The 14109-nt window shown below is 68.9% G+C and carries 14 protein-coding genes; 3 read left to right on the top strand and 11 right to left on the bottom strand.

The annotated features are described in order from the left end of the window. Nucleotides 1-4: 4 nt before the first annotated feature. The 5 genes from LGM42_RS00140 to panE all read right to left on the bottom strand — a co-directional run bounded on the left by LGM42_RS00140 (nucleotide 5) and on the right by panE (nucleotide 5803). Nucleotides 5-1012, bottom strand: coding sequence for an ABC transporter permease (locus tag LGM42_RS00140; protein WP_060968698.1), 1008 nt, complete (start codon nucleotides 1010-1012; stop codon nucleotides 5-7). Then, on the bottom strand, nucleotides 999-2663 hold the full coding sequence (locus LGM42_RS00135; RefSeq protein ID WP_413227402.1) for a sugar ABC transporter ATP-binding protein: 1665 nt from the start codon (nucleotides 2661-2663) through the stop codon (nucleotides 999-1001). The genes LGM42_RS00140 and LGM42_RS00135 overlap by 14 nt, the downstream gene beginning before the upstream one ends. Continuing rightward, nucleotides 2582-3526, bottom strand: coding sequence for a substrate-binding domain-containing protein (locus tag LGM42_RS00130; protein ID WP_226231232.1), 945 nt, complete (start codon nucleotides 3524-3526; stop codon nucleotides 2582-2584). Before LGM42_RS00130 ends, LGM42_RS00135 begins: the two co-directional genes overlap by 82 nt. A 120-nt stretch (nucleotides 3527-3646) precedes the next feature. Beyond that, the gene (locus LGM42_RS00125; protein ID WP_099317658.1) at nucleotides 3647-4606 is read right to left on the bottom strand and encodes an AraC family transcriptional regulator; all 960 of its coding nucleotides are present in this window, start codon (nucleotides 4604-4606) and stop codon (nucleotides 3647-3649) included. Between the two features lie 249 nt (nucleotides 4607-4855). Next, entirely contained in the window at nucleotides 4856-5803 is a 948-nt protein-coding gene (gene panE / locus LGM42_RS00120) for a 2-dehydropantoate 2-reductase (protein WP_089465671.1), read from the bottom strand. A 247-nt stretch (nucleotides 5804-6050) separates the two neighbouring features. On the opposite strand from panE, the gene LGM42_RS00115 reads away from it, so the two are divergent. Further along, complete coding sequence (locus tag LGM42_RS00115; protein WP_060310662.1) at nucleotides 6051-7604, top strand: methyl-accepting chemotaxis protein; 1554 nt, start codon at nucleotides 6051-6053, stop codon at nucleotides 7602-7604. Nucleotides 7605-7622: 18 nt separating this feature from the next. Here the strand turns inward: LGM42_RS00115 and LGM42_RS00110 are convergent, their stop codons facing one another. Beyond that, nucleotides 7623-8300, bottom strand: a complete 678-nt coding sequence (locus LGM42_RS00110; RefSeq protein ID WP_060311651.1) for a response regulator transcription factor — start codon at nucleotides 8298-8300, stop codon at nucleotides 7623-7625. 376 nt (nucleotides 8301-8676) lie between these two features. Here LGM42_RS00110 and LGM42_RS00105 point away from each other — a divergent pair, with 376 nt between their 5' ends. Beyond that, on the top strand, nucleotides 8677-9168 hold the full coding sequence (locus LGM42_RS00105; RefSeq protein WP_059584743.1) for a hypothetical protein: 492 nt from the start codon (nucleotides 8677-8679) through the stop codon (nucleotides 9166-9168). A 27-nt stretch (nucleotides 9169-9195) separates the two neighbouring features. Here the strand turns inward: LGM42_RS00105 and LGM42_RS00100 are convergent, their stop codons facing one another. The 4 genes from LGM42_RS00100 to LGM42_RS00085 form a co-directional block, all read right to left on the bottom strand. Beyond that, complete coding sequence (locus tag LGM42_RS00100) at nucleotides 9196-9702, bottom strand: hypothetical protein (protein ID WP_059639752.1); 507 nt, start codon at nucleotides 9700-9702, stop codon at nucleotides 9196-9198. Between the two features lie 126 nt (nucleotides 9703-9828). After that, nucleotides 9829-11196, bottom strand: coding sequence for a sigma 54-interacting transcriptional regulator (locus LGM42_RS00095; protein WP_413227401.1), 1368 nt, complete (start codon nucleotides 11194-11196; stop codon nucleotides 9829-9831). A 164-nt stretch (nucleotides 11197-11360) separates the two neighbouring features. Then, nucleotides 11361-11945: a hypothetical protein gene (locus LGM42_RS00090; protein ID WP_060310658.1), complete on the bottom strand. Its 585-nt coding sequence runs from the start codon at nucleotides 11943-11945 to the stop codon at nucleotides 11361-11363. Nucleotides 11946-12100: 155 nt separating this feature from the next. Beyond that, on the bottom strand, nucleotides 12101-13489 hold the full coding sequence (locus LGM42_RS00085) for a chemotaxis protein CheA (protein ID WP_226231230.1): 1389 nt from the start codon (nucleotides 13487-13489) through the stop codon (nucleotides 12101-12103). On the opposite strand from LGM42_RS00085, the gene LGM42_RS33145 reads away from it, so the two are divergent. After that, a complete protein-coding gene (locus LGM42_RS33145; RefSeq protein WP_226093905.1) occupies nucleotides 13479-13790 on the top strand; it encodes a hypothetical protein in 312 nt (103 codons plus the stop codon). The genes LGM42_RS00085 and LGM42_RS33145 overlap by 11 nt on opposite strands. Here LGM42_RS33145 and LGM42_RS00075 read toward each other — a convergent pair. Then, a complete protein-coding gene (locus tag LGM42_RS00075; protein ID WP_060310656.1) occupies nucleotides 13774-14055 on the bottom strand; it encodes a hypothetical protein in 282 nt (93 codons plus the stop codon). The two genes, LGM42_RS33145 and LGM42_RS00075, sit on opposite strands and share 17 nt — an antisense overlap. Nucleotides 14056-14109 lie beyond the last annotated feature (54 nt).

The raw sequence follows: 14109 nt of genomic DNA, 5'->3' as shown, positions 1-14109 counted from the left end.
GTCGTTACCGCGATCGCTCGCGGCTGATGTAGATCGCGAGCAGGATGATTCCGCCCTTGATCACGTTCTGCACATACGGGTTCACGCCGATCATGTTGAGCCCGTTGTTGAGCACGCCGAGCAACAGTGCGCCCACCAGCGTGCCGAGAATCGCGCCGCGCCCGCCGGAGATCGACGTGCCGCCCATCACGACGGCCGCGATCGCGTCGAGCTCGAAGCCCACGCCCGCGTTCGGCTGCCCGCTCATCAGGCGCCCGGTCAGTACGATCGCGGCAAGCGCGGACGTGAGCCCGGCCAGCGTGTAGACGATCAGCTTCACGCGCGCGACGCGCACGCCGGTGAGCCGCGTCGCCTGCTCGTTGCCGCCGATCGCATACACGTAGCGGCCGAACGGCATCCGGTCGAGCAGCAGCCACGCGATCGCATAGACCACCAGCATGATCAGCACCGGCGCCTGGATGCCGAGCACCTTGCCGCTGCCGAAGAACGCGACCCAGTCGGGCAGCCCGTCGATCGGATAGCCGCCCGTGTAGATCAGCGCGAGGCCGCGCGCGATGCCCATCGTCGCGAGCGTGACGATGATCGGCGGCATTCCCGCGAACGCGACGAACACCCCGTTCAGGACACCGAAGCCGAGGCCGACCGCGATGCCGATCGCCAGCGCGGCGACCGCGTTGACGCCCGCGACCATCAGCCCGGCCGCGAGCGTGCCCGACAGCGCCATCACCGAGCCGACGGACAGGTCGATCCCGCCCGTCAGGATCACACAGGTCATGCCGACCGCGATGATCGCGTTGATCGACACCTGGCGCAGCACGTTCTCGAGGTTCGCGGCGGACAGGAAGCTCGGGCTCGCGATCATCATCGCGATGCAGACCACGACGAGGCCGACGAGCGGATAGAACAGCGTCGAGCGGCGCAGTTGCGCCCACATCGCGCGGGGCGGCGGCGCGTCGCCGGCCGTGGCCGCGAGCGTCGTGGATGGCGTGGAAGAAGAATCAGGCAGGTTCATGGGTCGCTCCTCGCGTGCCGGCCGTGGCATAGGTCATGACCGTGTCGGGATCGATCTCGTCGCCGGCGAGCGTCGCCTCGATGCGGCCTTGCCGGAACACGGCGACGCGATCGCACATGCCGACGATTTCCGGCAATTCGGACGAGATCATGATGATGGCGTAGCCGCGCGCGGTGAGTTCGCGCATCAGCCCGTAGATTTCGGCTTTCGCGCCGACGTCGATGCCGCGCGTCGGCTCGTCGAAGATCAGCACCGACGTGTGATGGTTCAGCCAGCGCGCGATCACGACCTTCTGCTGGTTGCCGCCGGACAGCGTCGCGACCTCGGTGTGGATCGACGGCGCCTTGACACCGACGCGCCGCATCACGTCGTGCGTGGTGCGTGCCTCGCTTCGCCGGTCGATCAGCCAGCGCATCGACCGGTACTTGCCGAGGTTGTTCAGCGAGATGTTGTCGCGAATCGAGAACGACGTGACGAGCCCTTCCGTCTTGCGGCTTTCCGGCAGGATGCCGATGCCCGCGCGCAGCGCGTCGGCCGGATCGGCGAGCTTCGCCGCCGCGCCGCGCACGCGCACCTCCTTGCGATGAGCACGCGTCGCGCCGATCACCGCGAGCGCGGTCTCGGTACGCCCCGAGCCGACCAGCCCCGCGAAACCGAGGATCTCGCCTTCATGCAGCGCAAAGCGGTTCACCGGGCCGTCGCGCTCGATCTGCAGCGCATCGACCTCGAGCACGGCCGGCGCGTCGGCCGGCCGCGCCGGCTTCGGCGGAAAGCTGCTTTCGATCCGGCGGCCGACCATCATGCGCACCAGTTGCTCGACGTCGGTGCGCGCGACCTCGGTCGTCGCGACGTACTGGCCGTCGCGCAGCACCGTGATGCGGTCGCACACCGCGAAGATCTCGTCGAGATGATGCGAGATGAAGATCATCGCGACGCCCTGCCGTTTCAGCTCGCGCATGATCGCGAACAGGTGCTCGGCCTCGGCCGGCGTGAGCGTGGCGGTCGGCTCGTCGAGGATCAGGATGCGCGCGTCGAGCGACAGCGCCTTGCCGATCTCGACGAACTGCTGTTGCGCGACCGACAGCGCGCGGATCGGCGCATCGAGATCGATCGCCACGCCCAGGCGCGCGAAGATGGCGGCCGCCGCGGCGCGCATCCGCTTGCGGTCGCGCGCGCCCCAGCGGTTGCGCAGCTCGCGGCCGAGGAACAGGTTGTCGACGGCATCGAGGTGCGGAATCAGGCTGAATTCCTGGAACACGATGCCGACGCCGGCCGCGACCGCGTCGTGATAGTCGGCGAAATGGCGTGCGCTGCCGTCGATCTCGATCGTGCCCGCATCCGGCTGGTGGATGCCGCACAGGATCTTCATCAGCGTCGACTTGCCCGCGCCGTTCTCGCCGAGCAGCGCATGAATCTCGCCGCGCGCGATCTCCAGATGAATGTCGGACAGCGCCTTCACGCCGGGAAAGCTTTTCGTGATGTGGCTGAGCCTGAGTATCGTGTCCATCGGCTTCTCCGTGCGAAGGGCGTCGGCCGCGCCGCCGCCCTTCGCGTCGCGTCGCACGTCGTTCACCAGCTGAAACCCTTCGCGTTGCCGCGATCGACGACCTTCACGTCGACGGGAATCGCCTTGGGCACCGTCGCGCCCCACTTGCGCGCGATCGCGATGCCGAGCGCGATGCGCACCTGGTCGGCCGGGAACTGCGCGGTCGTCTCGATGAACTTCGAGTTCGGCTTCTGGATCGCGGCGATCGCCTCGGGCGCGCCGTCGACGCTCGTCAGCTTGATGTCCTTGCCGGAACCCTCGATCGCGGCGAGCGCGCCCATCGAGCCGCCGTCGTTCACGCTGAAGATGCCCTTCAGGTTCGGATGCGCGGAGATCAGGTTCTCGGTGACCGACAGCGCGGCGGCGCGCTCCTGCTTGCCGTTCTGCGTATCGACGAGCTTCACGTTCGGGAATTTCGCGAGCCCGGCCTTGCAGCCGCGCACGCGTTCGAGAATCGGTACGACCGGAATGCCGTCGAGGATCGCGACCTCGCCGCTGCCGCCGATCGCCTTCGCGAGGTATTCGCACGACATCACGCCCGCGTCGTAATTCTTCGAGCCGACGAACGAATCGACGGGCCCGTTCGCGTTCGCATCGACGGCCACGACCACCGCGCCGGCCTTCTTCGCCTGCGTGATCGCCGACTGGATGCCGGTCGAATCGGTCGGGTTCACGAGCAGGATGTCGATCTTCTTCTGCAGCATGTCCTCGACGTCGCTCACCTGCTTGCTGACGTCGTGATGCGCGTCGGTGACGACGACCTGCGCGCCGATCGACGCGGCCGCTTCGTTCAGCGCCTTCTGCATCGTCACGAAGTACGGGTTGTTCAGTTCCTGGAACGTCATGCCGATCCGCAGCGGCGCGGCGTGCGCGGCGGCGGCGGGCAACAGGGCCGCGGCGGCGAGCGCGGCAACGGCCGCCAGGCGGGCGGCGCGACGGGAAGAAGAAGCGGGCGATGCGTGCGTCATGACGGTGTCTCCAGATTGTGTGCGGCTTTTTCGTGGGTGAATGCGCCCCTCGCGGCGCAAGCGACGCGATTCGGCTGGGTAAAACGGTTGGGAAAACTCGGGCGGGCAACGGCCCGGCGATCATCCGGGCTGCGGCATGAGTTCAGGCGCACCGGGCGTCAGCACGCGCGGCGGCAGCGGATTGCCGGTCGGCGCCGCATGCAGCGCCAGCTCGCGGCTGCGTGCGTTCAGGCGCTGCAGCGCGCGGAATTCGGACGGCGCCATCCCCTTCACCGCGCGGAACTGGCGGTTGAAGTTCGACACGTTGTTGAAGCCGGCCTGAAAGCAGATGTCGGTGATGCTCGCGTCGTCGGCGAGCAGCATCTGGCACGCGGATTCGATCCGCAGACGATTCACGTACTGGACGAACGGCATGCCCGTATGGCGATGGAACGCGCGCGAGAACGCGCTGACGCTCTGCCCGGTCAGTTGCGCGAGATCGGATTCGCGCAGCTCGGACGCGAGGTTCTTGCCGATATACGACAGCGCGTGGCTGAGCCGCGTCGGCGTGACGTCGGCCTGATCGTAGGCGGGGCTCGCGAGCAGCGTGCGTTCGGCCGCGCCGCACAGCCGTTCGAGAATCGTCATGAACAGCGCGATGCGGCGCATCCCGCGCGCGGTCAGCAGCTCGTCGAACAACGGCGCGATCGCGGCGCTCGTCGCGGCGTCGAAGCCGACCCCGCGCCGTGCATCGTCGAGCAGCGCCTGCGCGTCGCGGCATTCGGGGAATGCGTCCATGCAGCGCCGCACGAACGACGGATCGAACTGGATCACGAGATTGCGGCGCTCGACGGTTTCGCCTGCGGCCATGTCGCTGACCCAGTTGTGCGGCAGGTTCGGCCCGAGCAGCACGAGATGGCCGGGGCCGAACGAGCCGATGTGATCGCCGACGAAATACTTGCCGTGCGTCGCGACGATCAGGTGCAGCTCGAATTCGGGATGGAAATGCCAGCGGATCGTGCGATACGGATAGCCGTGCGACCAGACCTTGAACGACTCGTCGCGTCGCACGTCGACCACTTCGAGATCGGGGTGCATCATGTTGGCGTCTCCATTCCCTTGGTTCGCTGGCCGGCCTGTTCGGCTGTGCGCGTGCGCCGCGTGTCTCGCGCGGCGCCGCGACCGGTCGCATGGGAAGCAATGTAGGTCGATCGCGCGCGCGGCTCCACCAACTTTACGCCTGATTTTCGATACTTTTTTGCCGCCTGCGGGCGGAAATGGCGCCAGAAGGCAAATTTGTTGCAGCGCGGAATGGTGCGGCGGCCGTCCGCTCCGGTCGCCCGCGCCGGCTTACGCCGCCGCTTGCTCGCGCGCCGTGCGCGCCTCGTACGCCTTCAGGTGGTTGTACGCGATCCGCAGCAGCGACAGCGTATCGGCCGCCTGCGGGTCGCGCCGCGCGAGCAGGTCGCCGATCACGTGATCGGCCTCGACGCGCGCATGGTTCTCGACGTCGCGCAGCATCGACGCGGTCAGCGGCGACGGCGTCAGCACCATCCGCTGCATCCGCTCGCTGGCCGCCGGGTCGGGCCGATGGCCGTTGTATTCGGCGATCGCGCTGCATTCGGCGAGCATCGTCTCGAGCAGGCGGCGGCCGTCCGGCGCGGCGAGAATGTCGCCGATCGACCCGCGAAACAACGACGTGCTCGCGGCGAGCGTTGCCAGAAACACCCACTTGTCCCACATCCGCGCGGCGATGTCGTCGCTGAGCGTCGCGTCGAAGCCCGCGCCGCCGAGCACGTCGGCCACCGCGCGCACGCGCGGCGATTCGCCGCCGGCCAGCTCGCCGAACGACACGCCGTGCGTGTCGTTCAGATGCACGATGCGCTGCTCGCGATCGAGCGTCGCCGCGATCACGCACAGGCCGCCGAGCACCTGCGCGGCGCCGAAGCGCTCGCGCAGCACGTCGAGATGGCGCATCCCGTTGAGCATCGGCAGGATCAGCGTCCGCGGCCCGACGAACGGTGCGAACGACGCAATCGCGTCGTCGAGGCTGTACGCCTTGCAGCTCAGCAGCACGAGATCGAACGGCGCGACGCCGGCGCCCGCGTCGCCCGCGCGCACGGTCTGCACGTTCGCAAGCGTCAGGTCGCCGCGCGGGCTGCGGATCAGCAGCCCGTCGCGCGCGAGCGCGGCGGCGCGGCCCTCGCGCACCAGGAACGTCACGTCGCGCCCCGCCGCGGCCAGCCGGCCGCCGAAGTATCCGCCGACCGCGCCGGCCCCTACCACCAGAATCCGCATCGTTGCCTCCTTTCGGTTTCGTTCGGTGCCCACGCGCTGCCCGTGCGGGCGCGACGCAGACCGTCGCCCGACAGTATAGCGGCCGCTGTTATGCATATGCATAGATGCCCGCGCCCGCGTCACGGGCATCGGGAAATGACCGCTTCTAAGGGATTTCCCGTCTACGGCGACACGCATGGCGCGCCGTCAAGAGACTTATCCCGTCACGCCGTTCCGGCAAGCGTTCTCGACTGACCAACCTCACACCATGCGCAATCTTTCCCTGAATCAAAAACTCGCGTCGATGATCGTCATCCTGTGGCTCGGCCTGCTCGTGATCGCCGGGCTCGGCGCATGGCAGACCCGCGCGTCGATGATCGCGGACCGCCGCGACCAGCTTGCGTCGCTGGTCGCGCAGGCCGCGAGCGTGACCGATCACTACTACAAGCTGTCGCAGCAGAACGCGCTGCCGGAAGCCGATGCGAAGCAGAAGGCGCTCGAGGCGATCGCCGCGATGCGCCACGGCGCCGACGGCTATATCTCGGTCAACGATTCGAAGCCGGTGATCGTGATGCATCCGATCAAGGCCGAGCTCAACGGCAAGGACGTGTCGAATTTCACCGATCCGAACGGCCAGCACCTGTTCGTCGAGATCGTGAAGGCCGGCAACGCGGAAGGCGGCAAGGGCTTCGTCGAATATCTGTGGCCGAAGCCGGGCGCGGACAAGCCGCAGGAGAAGACCAGCGCCGTGCAGCGCTTCGCGCCGTGGGACTGGTATCTGGTGACCGGCATGTACATGGACGACGTGCGCACGGCCGTGCTCGCAAGCGTCGGCCGCTGGTTCGCGATGACGGCCGTGCTCGGCGCGATCGCGACCGCCGTGATGGTGATGGTGCTGAAAAGCGTGCGCGCGAACCTCGGCGGCGAGCTCGAAGTGGCGCTCGACGCCGCGCAACGCATCGCGCAGGGCGACCTGACCGCGCGCGTGGCCGTGAAGCAGGACGATCGCGGCAGCCTGCTGCATGCGCTGCACACGATGCAGGGCGGGCTGATCGACATGGTGTCGCGGGTCCGCACCGGCACCGAGAACATCAACGTCGGCGCGAGCGAGATCGCCTCCGGCAACACGGACCTGTCGCAGCGCACCGAGGAACAGGCGGCCGCGCTCGTGCAGACCGCGTCGAGCATGGACCAGATGACCGCGAACGTGAAGCAGAACGCGGACAGCGCCGCGCAAGCCGCGTCGCTTGCCGGCCAGGCCGCGCAGGTCGCGACGCGCGGCAGCGCGGTGGTCGACGACGTCGTGCGCACGATGAACGAAATCACCGACCGCTCGCACAAGATCGGCGACATCATCGGCGTGATCGACGGGATCGCGTTCCAGACCAACATCCTCGCGCTGAACGCGGCCGTCGAAGCGGCGCGGGCCGGCGAACAGGGCCGCGGCTTCGCGGTGGTCGCGGCCGAAGTGCGCTCGCTCGCGCAACGCTCGGCGACGGCGGCCAAGGAAATCAAGTCGCTGATCGTGTCGTCGAACGAGACGGTGCAGCACGGCGCGACGCTCGTCACGCACGCGGGCGAGACGATGGCCGAGATCGTGCAATCGGTGCGGCGCGTGAACGAGATCCTCGACGAAATCAGCCACGCATCGCGCGAGCAGAGCGCCGGGATCGAGCAGGTCAACCGCGCGGTGGGCGAGATGGATCAGGTCACGCAGCAGAACGCGGCGCTCGTCGAGCAGGCCGCGGCGGCCGCGCATTCGCTGCGCGATCAGGCCGAGGCGCTGCGCGACGCGGTGACGCGGTTCGCGTTGCCGGCCTGACGGCGCCCTGCCCCGCACTCACACCGCGCTGCCCGCCCGCCGCGCGGCCTCGGCGCTGCCGAGCCCCAGCCCCGCCGCCCGCTGGATCAGCTCGACGTCGTTGTTCGCGCCGAGCTTCTTCATCGCGCTGATCTTCTGCGCGCTGACCGTCTGCTTGCCCTTGCTCAGGCGCTGCGCGATCGTCTTGATCGGTACGCCCGCCAGATACAGGCGAATCACCTCGATCTCGCGCGCCGACAGCTTCACGGGCGCGTCGCCGCGCGTGCCGAGCGCATCGACCGCGCGCCGCACGGACGGCGACAGGTAGGCGCCGCCGCTGTAGCTCGAATGGATCGCCGTGACGATGTGGCCGACCTCGTCGAGCTTGCTGACGATGCTCACGCCGCCGTTCGCGAGGATCGACCGGAAGATCAGCGGGTTCTCGTTCGCGACCAGCGCGACGATGCCGACGTTCGGCCGCGTGCGGCGCAGCCAGTCGAACAGCGCGAGGCCGTCCATCTGCTCGTCGCCGCGAATCGCATAGTCGACCAGCACGATGTCGCAATCGACGCCGCCGAGCGACGCGACCAGTTCGGCCGCGCTCCGGTAGACCGCGACGAGCTCGATCGCGCAGCTGCTGTCTGCGATCTGCTCGATACCGGCCAGCGTCAGCGGCCAGTCGTATGCGACGACGATGCGAACGTTGAATTTCCTCATGCGCAGTTCCTGGTGGTTCACCGGCCCCGCCACGCGAAACGCACGCGACCGGTTGGGCGTTGAAATGACGTTCAGGCTATTTTTAGCCCGAATGCCGATTCTATGAATGTCCGCCCGGGCGCGATATCGGACGGCGTACGAATTGGCCGCCGAAAACGTAATACAGGTTTGATATTTGCGGCGTTCGACGCGCGACGACCGGCAGATGGGCCGCCGCGGGATCGGCCGGATGGCCGGCCGCACGCACCGCGCGGCCGGCCAGCGGGTAAAATTGCGCGTTTGCATGCCACCCCGGCCCGCCGGCGGCGAGCGACGCGCCGTCACCGGCCGCACGCACCGCGCCTTCGCCGGCTTGCCCGTACTGCCCGCTTTCCTCATGACCGATTCCGACCTGCAATCCGACGACACCTCCATCCACGAAGACGGCCTCTGGCGCGACAACGGCTGGACGGCCCGCATCATCAAGAACGAAGACGACGACGGCTGGGCCGTCGAAATGGTCAAGGACGGCGAGTCCGAGCCCGCGCTCGTCGGGCCGTGGACCATGGGCCGCGACAAGAAGAACCCGAAACCGATGGACGCGAACGCGTTCCGCACGCTCGTGAAGACCGCGACCGAAGTGCTGATGCGCCACGAACAGCAGCGGCGCGCGATGCTGCACAAGGAAGTGACGGTGCAGGACGAAGCCGGGCAGGATGTGTCGGTGACGCTCGACATCGTGCCGGACGAGTTCGAACCGTATGCGCAGCTCAAGGCATGCGATCCGTATGGCGAACTGCTGGCCGAAGCGAAGGTGTCGGCCGGGTTCAAGCTCAACAAGGCCAGCGCCGAACGCTGGGTCGCATCGGGTTTCGACCGGCCGGCCTGAGCGCGCACGGCGCGCCGAAGCGCGCGGTCAGGCGCCGGCGCCCCGCTGCGCACGCGCGAGCCGGCGGGCGGCCAGCTTGCGCCGCACGAGTTCCTCGAATTGCGGCGTCGCGGCCTCCGGGTCGCGCGCGGCCAGGCCGAGCACGTTGCGTGCGAGCTGGATCGGCGTCAGCACGATGCCCCACGGCAGCCCCCACCAGCCGAGCGCGGCCGACGCGAGCAGCGCGAGCGCCTGCTTCCTGCGGCCGCAGCGGCGGCAGCACACGTGGCGCCGCGTCGCCCAGCGCGTCACGAACACGAGCGACACGACGCGATGCGACGCGTGAATATCGACCGGCTGCCCTTCGCGCAGGCAGATCGGGCATGGCCCGTAGCGCCAGTCGTCCACATACTGCCGAACCTTCGCGTCGGGCACCCGTTCGGCCTCGACGACGACCGGATGCGCCTGCGCGCATGCCGGGCCGCAATAGCGGCGGCCGTCGATCGACTGCCCGCCGACCAGGAACGTCCTGCCGCACTGACTGCACTCTGCCACGATGACCTCGGATAAGCGTGATGCGCCGCGTGCCGGTTGCGCGCCCATCGATGCGCGTTCCGGCCGGGCCGTTTCCTGTTTTAACGGCTGCCGCCGCGCGGTCTTGAGCGGCGCCGCCGCGGCGCGTCAGCCATGCAACCCGTGCGCGGTCATCAGACGGTACAGCGTCGCCCGCGAGATCCCCAGCTCCGACGCGGCGTTCGCATGCTGCTGGCGGTGACGCAGCAGCGTTTCCTCGATCGCGTGCCGCTCGGCCTGCCGGCGCGCCTGCGCGAGCGTCGGCGGGCGCAGCGACGTGTACGCGTGCAGTTCGAGATCGGCGGCGGAGATCAGCGGGCCGTTCGTCATCACGACCGCGAAGCGGATCCGGTTGATCAGTTCGCGCACGTTGCCGGGCCACGGATAGTTGTGGATCGCCTCGATCGCGCACGGCGTGAAGCCGCGAATCCGGTACGAGCCGTCGCCGCGATAGCGCCGCAGCACATCGTCGGCCAGCAGCATGATGTCGCGGCCGCGCATGCGTAGCGGCGGCTCGTCGATCCGCAGCACGCACAGGCGGTAGTACAGGTCGGCGCGGAACCGCCCGGCCCGCATCGCGGCTTCGAGATCGACGTGGGTCGCCGACACGATCCGCACGTCGACCGGAATCGACGCATGCCCGCCGAGCCGCTCGATCTTCCCTTCCTGCAGGAACCGCAGCAGGCTCGCCTGGCTCTCGAACGGCATGTCGCCGATTTCGTCGAGAAACAGCGTGCCGCCGTGCGCGGCCTCGATGCGGCCGATCTTGCGCTGGTGCGCGCCCGTGAACGCGCCGCGCTCGTGCCCGAACAGTTCGGCCTGCAGCAGCGACGTCGGGATGGCCGCGCAGTTCACGGCGACGAACGGTGCGTCGGCGCGCGACGACTGCCGGTGGATCGCCGCGGCCGTCAGCTCCTTGCCGGTGCCGGATTCGCCGGCGATGAACACGGTCGCGTCGGTGTTCGCGACCTTGCGGATCGTCGCGAACAGCCGGCGCATCGCGCCGCACGCGCCGATCATCTCGCCGCCGGGCGGCGGCGCCTCCGCGGCCGGGTCGCCGTCCGCGAGCTTCAGCATCCCGTATGCATGGCCGACGAGATAGCCGATCGTCGTGTACGCCGCCGAGTTGCGCACGTAGTCGAAGCAGCAGCGGCGGATCAGGCGCGCGATCGCGAGGTTGCGCAACCGCTCGCCGCCGGCGAACGCGAGCCAGCCGACACGCGGATCGCGCAGCAGCGCCTCGAACGACGCGACGTCCGGCGACGCGAAACTGTCGAAATCGACGATGCCCGCATGCGGACGGTTCGCCCTGACGAGATTCAGCGCATCGGCCACGGTTTTGGCGCGCCGCACGTCCCAGCCGCGCGACGCGAGCATATCGACGAGCGCGGCATCGTGTCGCTGCGACAGGTAAACGAGCGGGCGCGACGGCGCGACGGGGTCGTGCCGGACCGCGATGAACGGCAGCGCGCTCATCTGCCGTTCGACCTCTCGCGGGCCTGACATGCTCGGTTGACAACAATGGTTCACGATCGCCTCGCCGCATAAGGGTGGGTATCGGAGCGGCCGTTGCCCGATCGCGCCGGCGGGGCCCGCGGCCCTGCGGCGCGGCGCCGCTCCGTCCTCGAATCGATGCCGTGTCATCGGCAGAACACGACGCGCTGCGTGTAGACCTGCGGCTCGACGACGGGCTTCGCCGATCCGTCGAGATCGTCGCGATAGGCGCGGTAGGTCTTGCCGTTTACCGTCACGTCCGACGCGCGGGCCGTTTCGATCCGGTCGAGCCCGGTGTGCCGCCATGCGTTCACCCGGTCCGCCGCCGTCACGGCCGGCTCGCCCGCGATCTTCTGCGTGAGCGCGCTGCCGTCGCTCCACGGTTGCGTCCGCATGTCCTCGGCGTGCTGCATCGCGCCGACCGTCTTGCCGGTCGGCCTCGGCCCGCTCTGTGCGTCGAACGGCGCGCCTCGGCCGTACACCGGCGATTGCCACGATGGCGCGTGCCCCGCTTCCGGCATCATGTAGATCATCTGCGGATCGCCGATCATCATCATCGGCGCGCATGCCGCGTTGTCGGGACGGCCGAGCGTCGACAGCGCCTGCTGCACGCTCGCGGCGTTCGCAAGCGTCTGCTCGCTCAGGATGACGAAGACCGCGGGATTCTGGAAAACCGACTGCGCAGCGGCTTGCACGCTGGCCAGCAGCAAAGCGACCAAAAAGATCCTCATGATTGAGGCCTCCTTGCATCCTCGTCACGCAAAAAGAGGTGTTGACCTCGGGGATCGGAACAACACCCGTCAAACAGGAAACGACCATCGGGCATCGGGCCGAACGCCTGCCGTGCGGCCGGCGCGCCGGTCGCACGGCAAACCGGTCCGCATGCTTACGACGAGGTACTCGTCGAGATGACGGTCGGCGCCGGCGCGACCGGCGCAGCGGGTGCGGCCTGCTGGTCGACCGTGGCCGGCGACAACGCTTGCGCCGGATCGGTCAACGCCGATGCGGCGGCGGGCGGCGCGGCGGCGGCTACTGCGGGTTCGACCGCGTCCGGCACTTTCGCGACGGGGGCCGGCATGTCGGCCGGTGCCGCGGCGACGGCCGGCGGCGCGGCCTCCGGGGCAGGCGGTTCGGCCGATGCCTGCGGCGCCGGTTCGACAGCCTTCGCATCGACAGCCTTCGCATCGGCTGCCGGCGCCGCGACGACGGCAGCCGCCGGCATCGGTTCGGCCACCATCTCGCCCGCAGCCCGCGCCGTGTCGGTCGCGGCCGGCATCGGCTCCGGTACGTTGTCGGCGACGGGCTGTGCTGGCTCGGGAGCCGTGTCGGCGACGGCCGGAGCAGGCCCGGGCGTCTTGTCGGCAATCGCCGGCGCGGGTTCGGAGGCTTTGTCGGCGACCGGCTGCGCGGGCTCCGGCGCCTTCGTATCGGCCACCGGTGCGGCAGGCACTGGCGTGGCCTTGTCGGCCGCGACCGGTGCGGCAATGACCGCTGCAGCCGGCATGGCGGCCATTGCGGCGGCCGGTACGACGGACGCAGCGGGCGCGGTGACGGCCGCAGGCGCGGCTGTCGCCACGGGTGCCGCGGCCGAGGGGACTGCCGCGGCAACGGCCGGAGCGGCTGCGGCAACGGACGGCGTCGCGACGGCAGGCGCGGCGGCGACGGGCGCCATCGTCGGGACAGGAACCGGCACCGGCATCGAAACAGGCGCGGCGCGCATCGACGCCGTCTCGATCGGGCGCGTCGCCGCGGGCGCCGGCACGGTCGAGCCGAGCGGCGGCAGGCCCATCCGGTCGCGCACGATCGGATCGCGATACTTGATGTCGTCCGCGACGGTCGCTTCGACGCTGGGCGCCACGTTCGAACGCGCGAGCGGCGCGGTCGTGCCCGGACACAGGTGCCCGGTCGCCTCCACCGCGCGCCGGTTCGCATCGCTCTGGCACAGCAGCGCGAGCGCCACGTCGGTCAACCCCATCGCACGGAATTCGCGCGCATCGAGACGCCGCACGCAGGCCTGGTCGACCAGCGTCGTGCCGCCCGTCGCGCCGAACCCCGGGAACGACACGCCGACGCTCACCGAGCCCATGCAGGTATCGGACAGCGTGGTCGTGAGGCCGGGCGCCTGGATCGACGGATTCGTCTTGATCGTCTGCGTGCCCGAGTAATTGACGTTTTCCGTCGCCTGCGTGTTGTACGGGCTGGAGCCCGGCGCGCCGGTCGCGAGTGCGTTCGTGCTCTGCGGCGCCACGTTGCCGCCGGCCGTAGTGGACGGCATCGTCACGTTCACGTTCACGCTCGAATTGCCGCTGCCGCGTACCCCGCTGCTGCTCGTGGCATTGCCGCCGCGCGAACTCGTGGTGTTCGTGTTCATGCTCGAACCACCGCCCTGGCTGATCGCGGTCGACGACGTCGTCGACTGCGCGCTCGACGTCGAATCGGCGGTTTGCGCCTGGGCGCCGATCGTGGTCATCGCGAACATCGCCGCGCATGCCACCTTGATCCTGTTGCTGTTCATTTCACTCTCCGGACGAGGTTGGACCTCCGACCCAGGCAACCGTACTAATTCCCCTGAATGACTTCAGATTTCGCTGCTTCCCCGAACTGCTTCCAGCCGCTGCCCAGCTGGGACCACGAGCCGGCCGACATGCCCTGCCATGGCCGGGTGTCAGGTCCGCCGATCGCGCTGCCCGACGAAAGCGTTTGTTGTTCTGACGGTTTGGTTGTCTGGTCACGGTTGTTTGACGTCTGCATAGTCGATTGCCCACCATCGGCGGCACGGTCGGCGCCATACGCCGTCAGCGACGCGAGCATCAGCGCGGCGGCAATCAGGTTCTGCTTCATGCCAACTCCTTACGTGACAACAAGGTGGAAAAGAGACCAGCGTCGCTGGGAAAC

It is taken from the genome of Burkholderia sp. AU39826, assembly GCF_020419965.1.
GTDB classification, from domain to species: Bacteria; Pseudomonadota; Gammaproteobacteria; order Burkholderiales; family Burkholderiaceae; genus Burkholderia; species Burkholderia semiarida.
This window is presented reverse-complemented; position numbering and strand designations above follow the sequence as displayed.

What these genes read in the sequence shown, in the direction of transcription:
- LGM42_RS00075 (WP_060310656.1), bottom strand. Translation starts at nt 14,055, where the DNA reads ATGAAGCAGAACCTGATTGCCGCCGCGCTGATGCTCGCGTCGCTGACG.
- LGM42_RS00110 (WP_060311651.1), bottom strand. Translation starts at nt 8,300, where the DNA reads ATGAGGAAATTCAACGTTCGCATCGTCGTCGCATACGACTGGCCGCTG.
- LGM42_RS00095 (WP_413227401.1), bottom strand. Translation starts at nt 11,196, where the DNA reads ATGAGCGCGCTGCCGTTCATCGCGGTCCGGCACGACCCCGTCGCGCCG.
- LGM42_RS00140 (WP_060968698.1), bottom strand. Translation starts at nt 1,012, where the DNA reads ATGAACCTGCCTGATTCTTCTTCCACGCCATCCACGACGCTCGCGGCC.
- LGM42_RS00130 (WP_226231232.1), bottom strand. Translation starts at nt 3,526, where the DNA reads ATGACGCACGCATCGCCCGCTTCTTCTTCCCGTCGCGCCGCCCGCCTG.
- LGM42_RS00085 (WP_226231230.1), bottom strand. Translation starts at nt 13,489, where the DNA reads ATGCCGTCCACTACGGCCGGCGGCAACGTGGCGCCGCAGAGCACGAAC.
- LGM42_RS00125 (WP_099317658.1), bottom strand. Translation starts at nt 4,606, where the DNA reads ATGATGCACCCCGATCTCGAAGTGGTCGACGTGCGACGCGACGAGTCG.
- LGM42_RS00090 (WP_060310658.1), bottom strand. Translation starts at nt 11,945, where the DNA reads ATGAGGATCTTTTTGGTCGCTTTGCTGCTGGCCAGCGTGCAAGCCGCT.
- LGM42_RS00115 (WP_060310662.1), top strand. Translation starts at nt 6,051, where the DNA reads ATGCGCAATCTTTCCCTGAATCAAAAACTCGCGTCGATGATCGTCATC.
- panE (WP_089465671.1), bottom strand. Translation starts at nt 5,803, where the DNA reads ATGCGGATTCTGGTGGTAGGGGCCGGCGCGGTCGGCGGATACTTCGGC.
- LGM42_RS00105 (WP_059584743.1), top strand. Translation starts at nt 8,677, where the DNA reads ATGACCGATTCCGACCTGCAATCCGACGACACCTCCATCCACGAAGAC.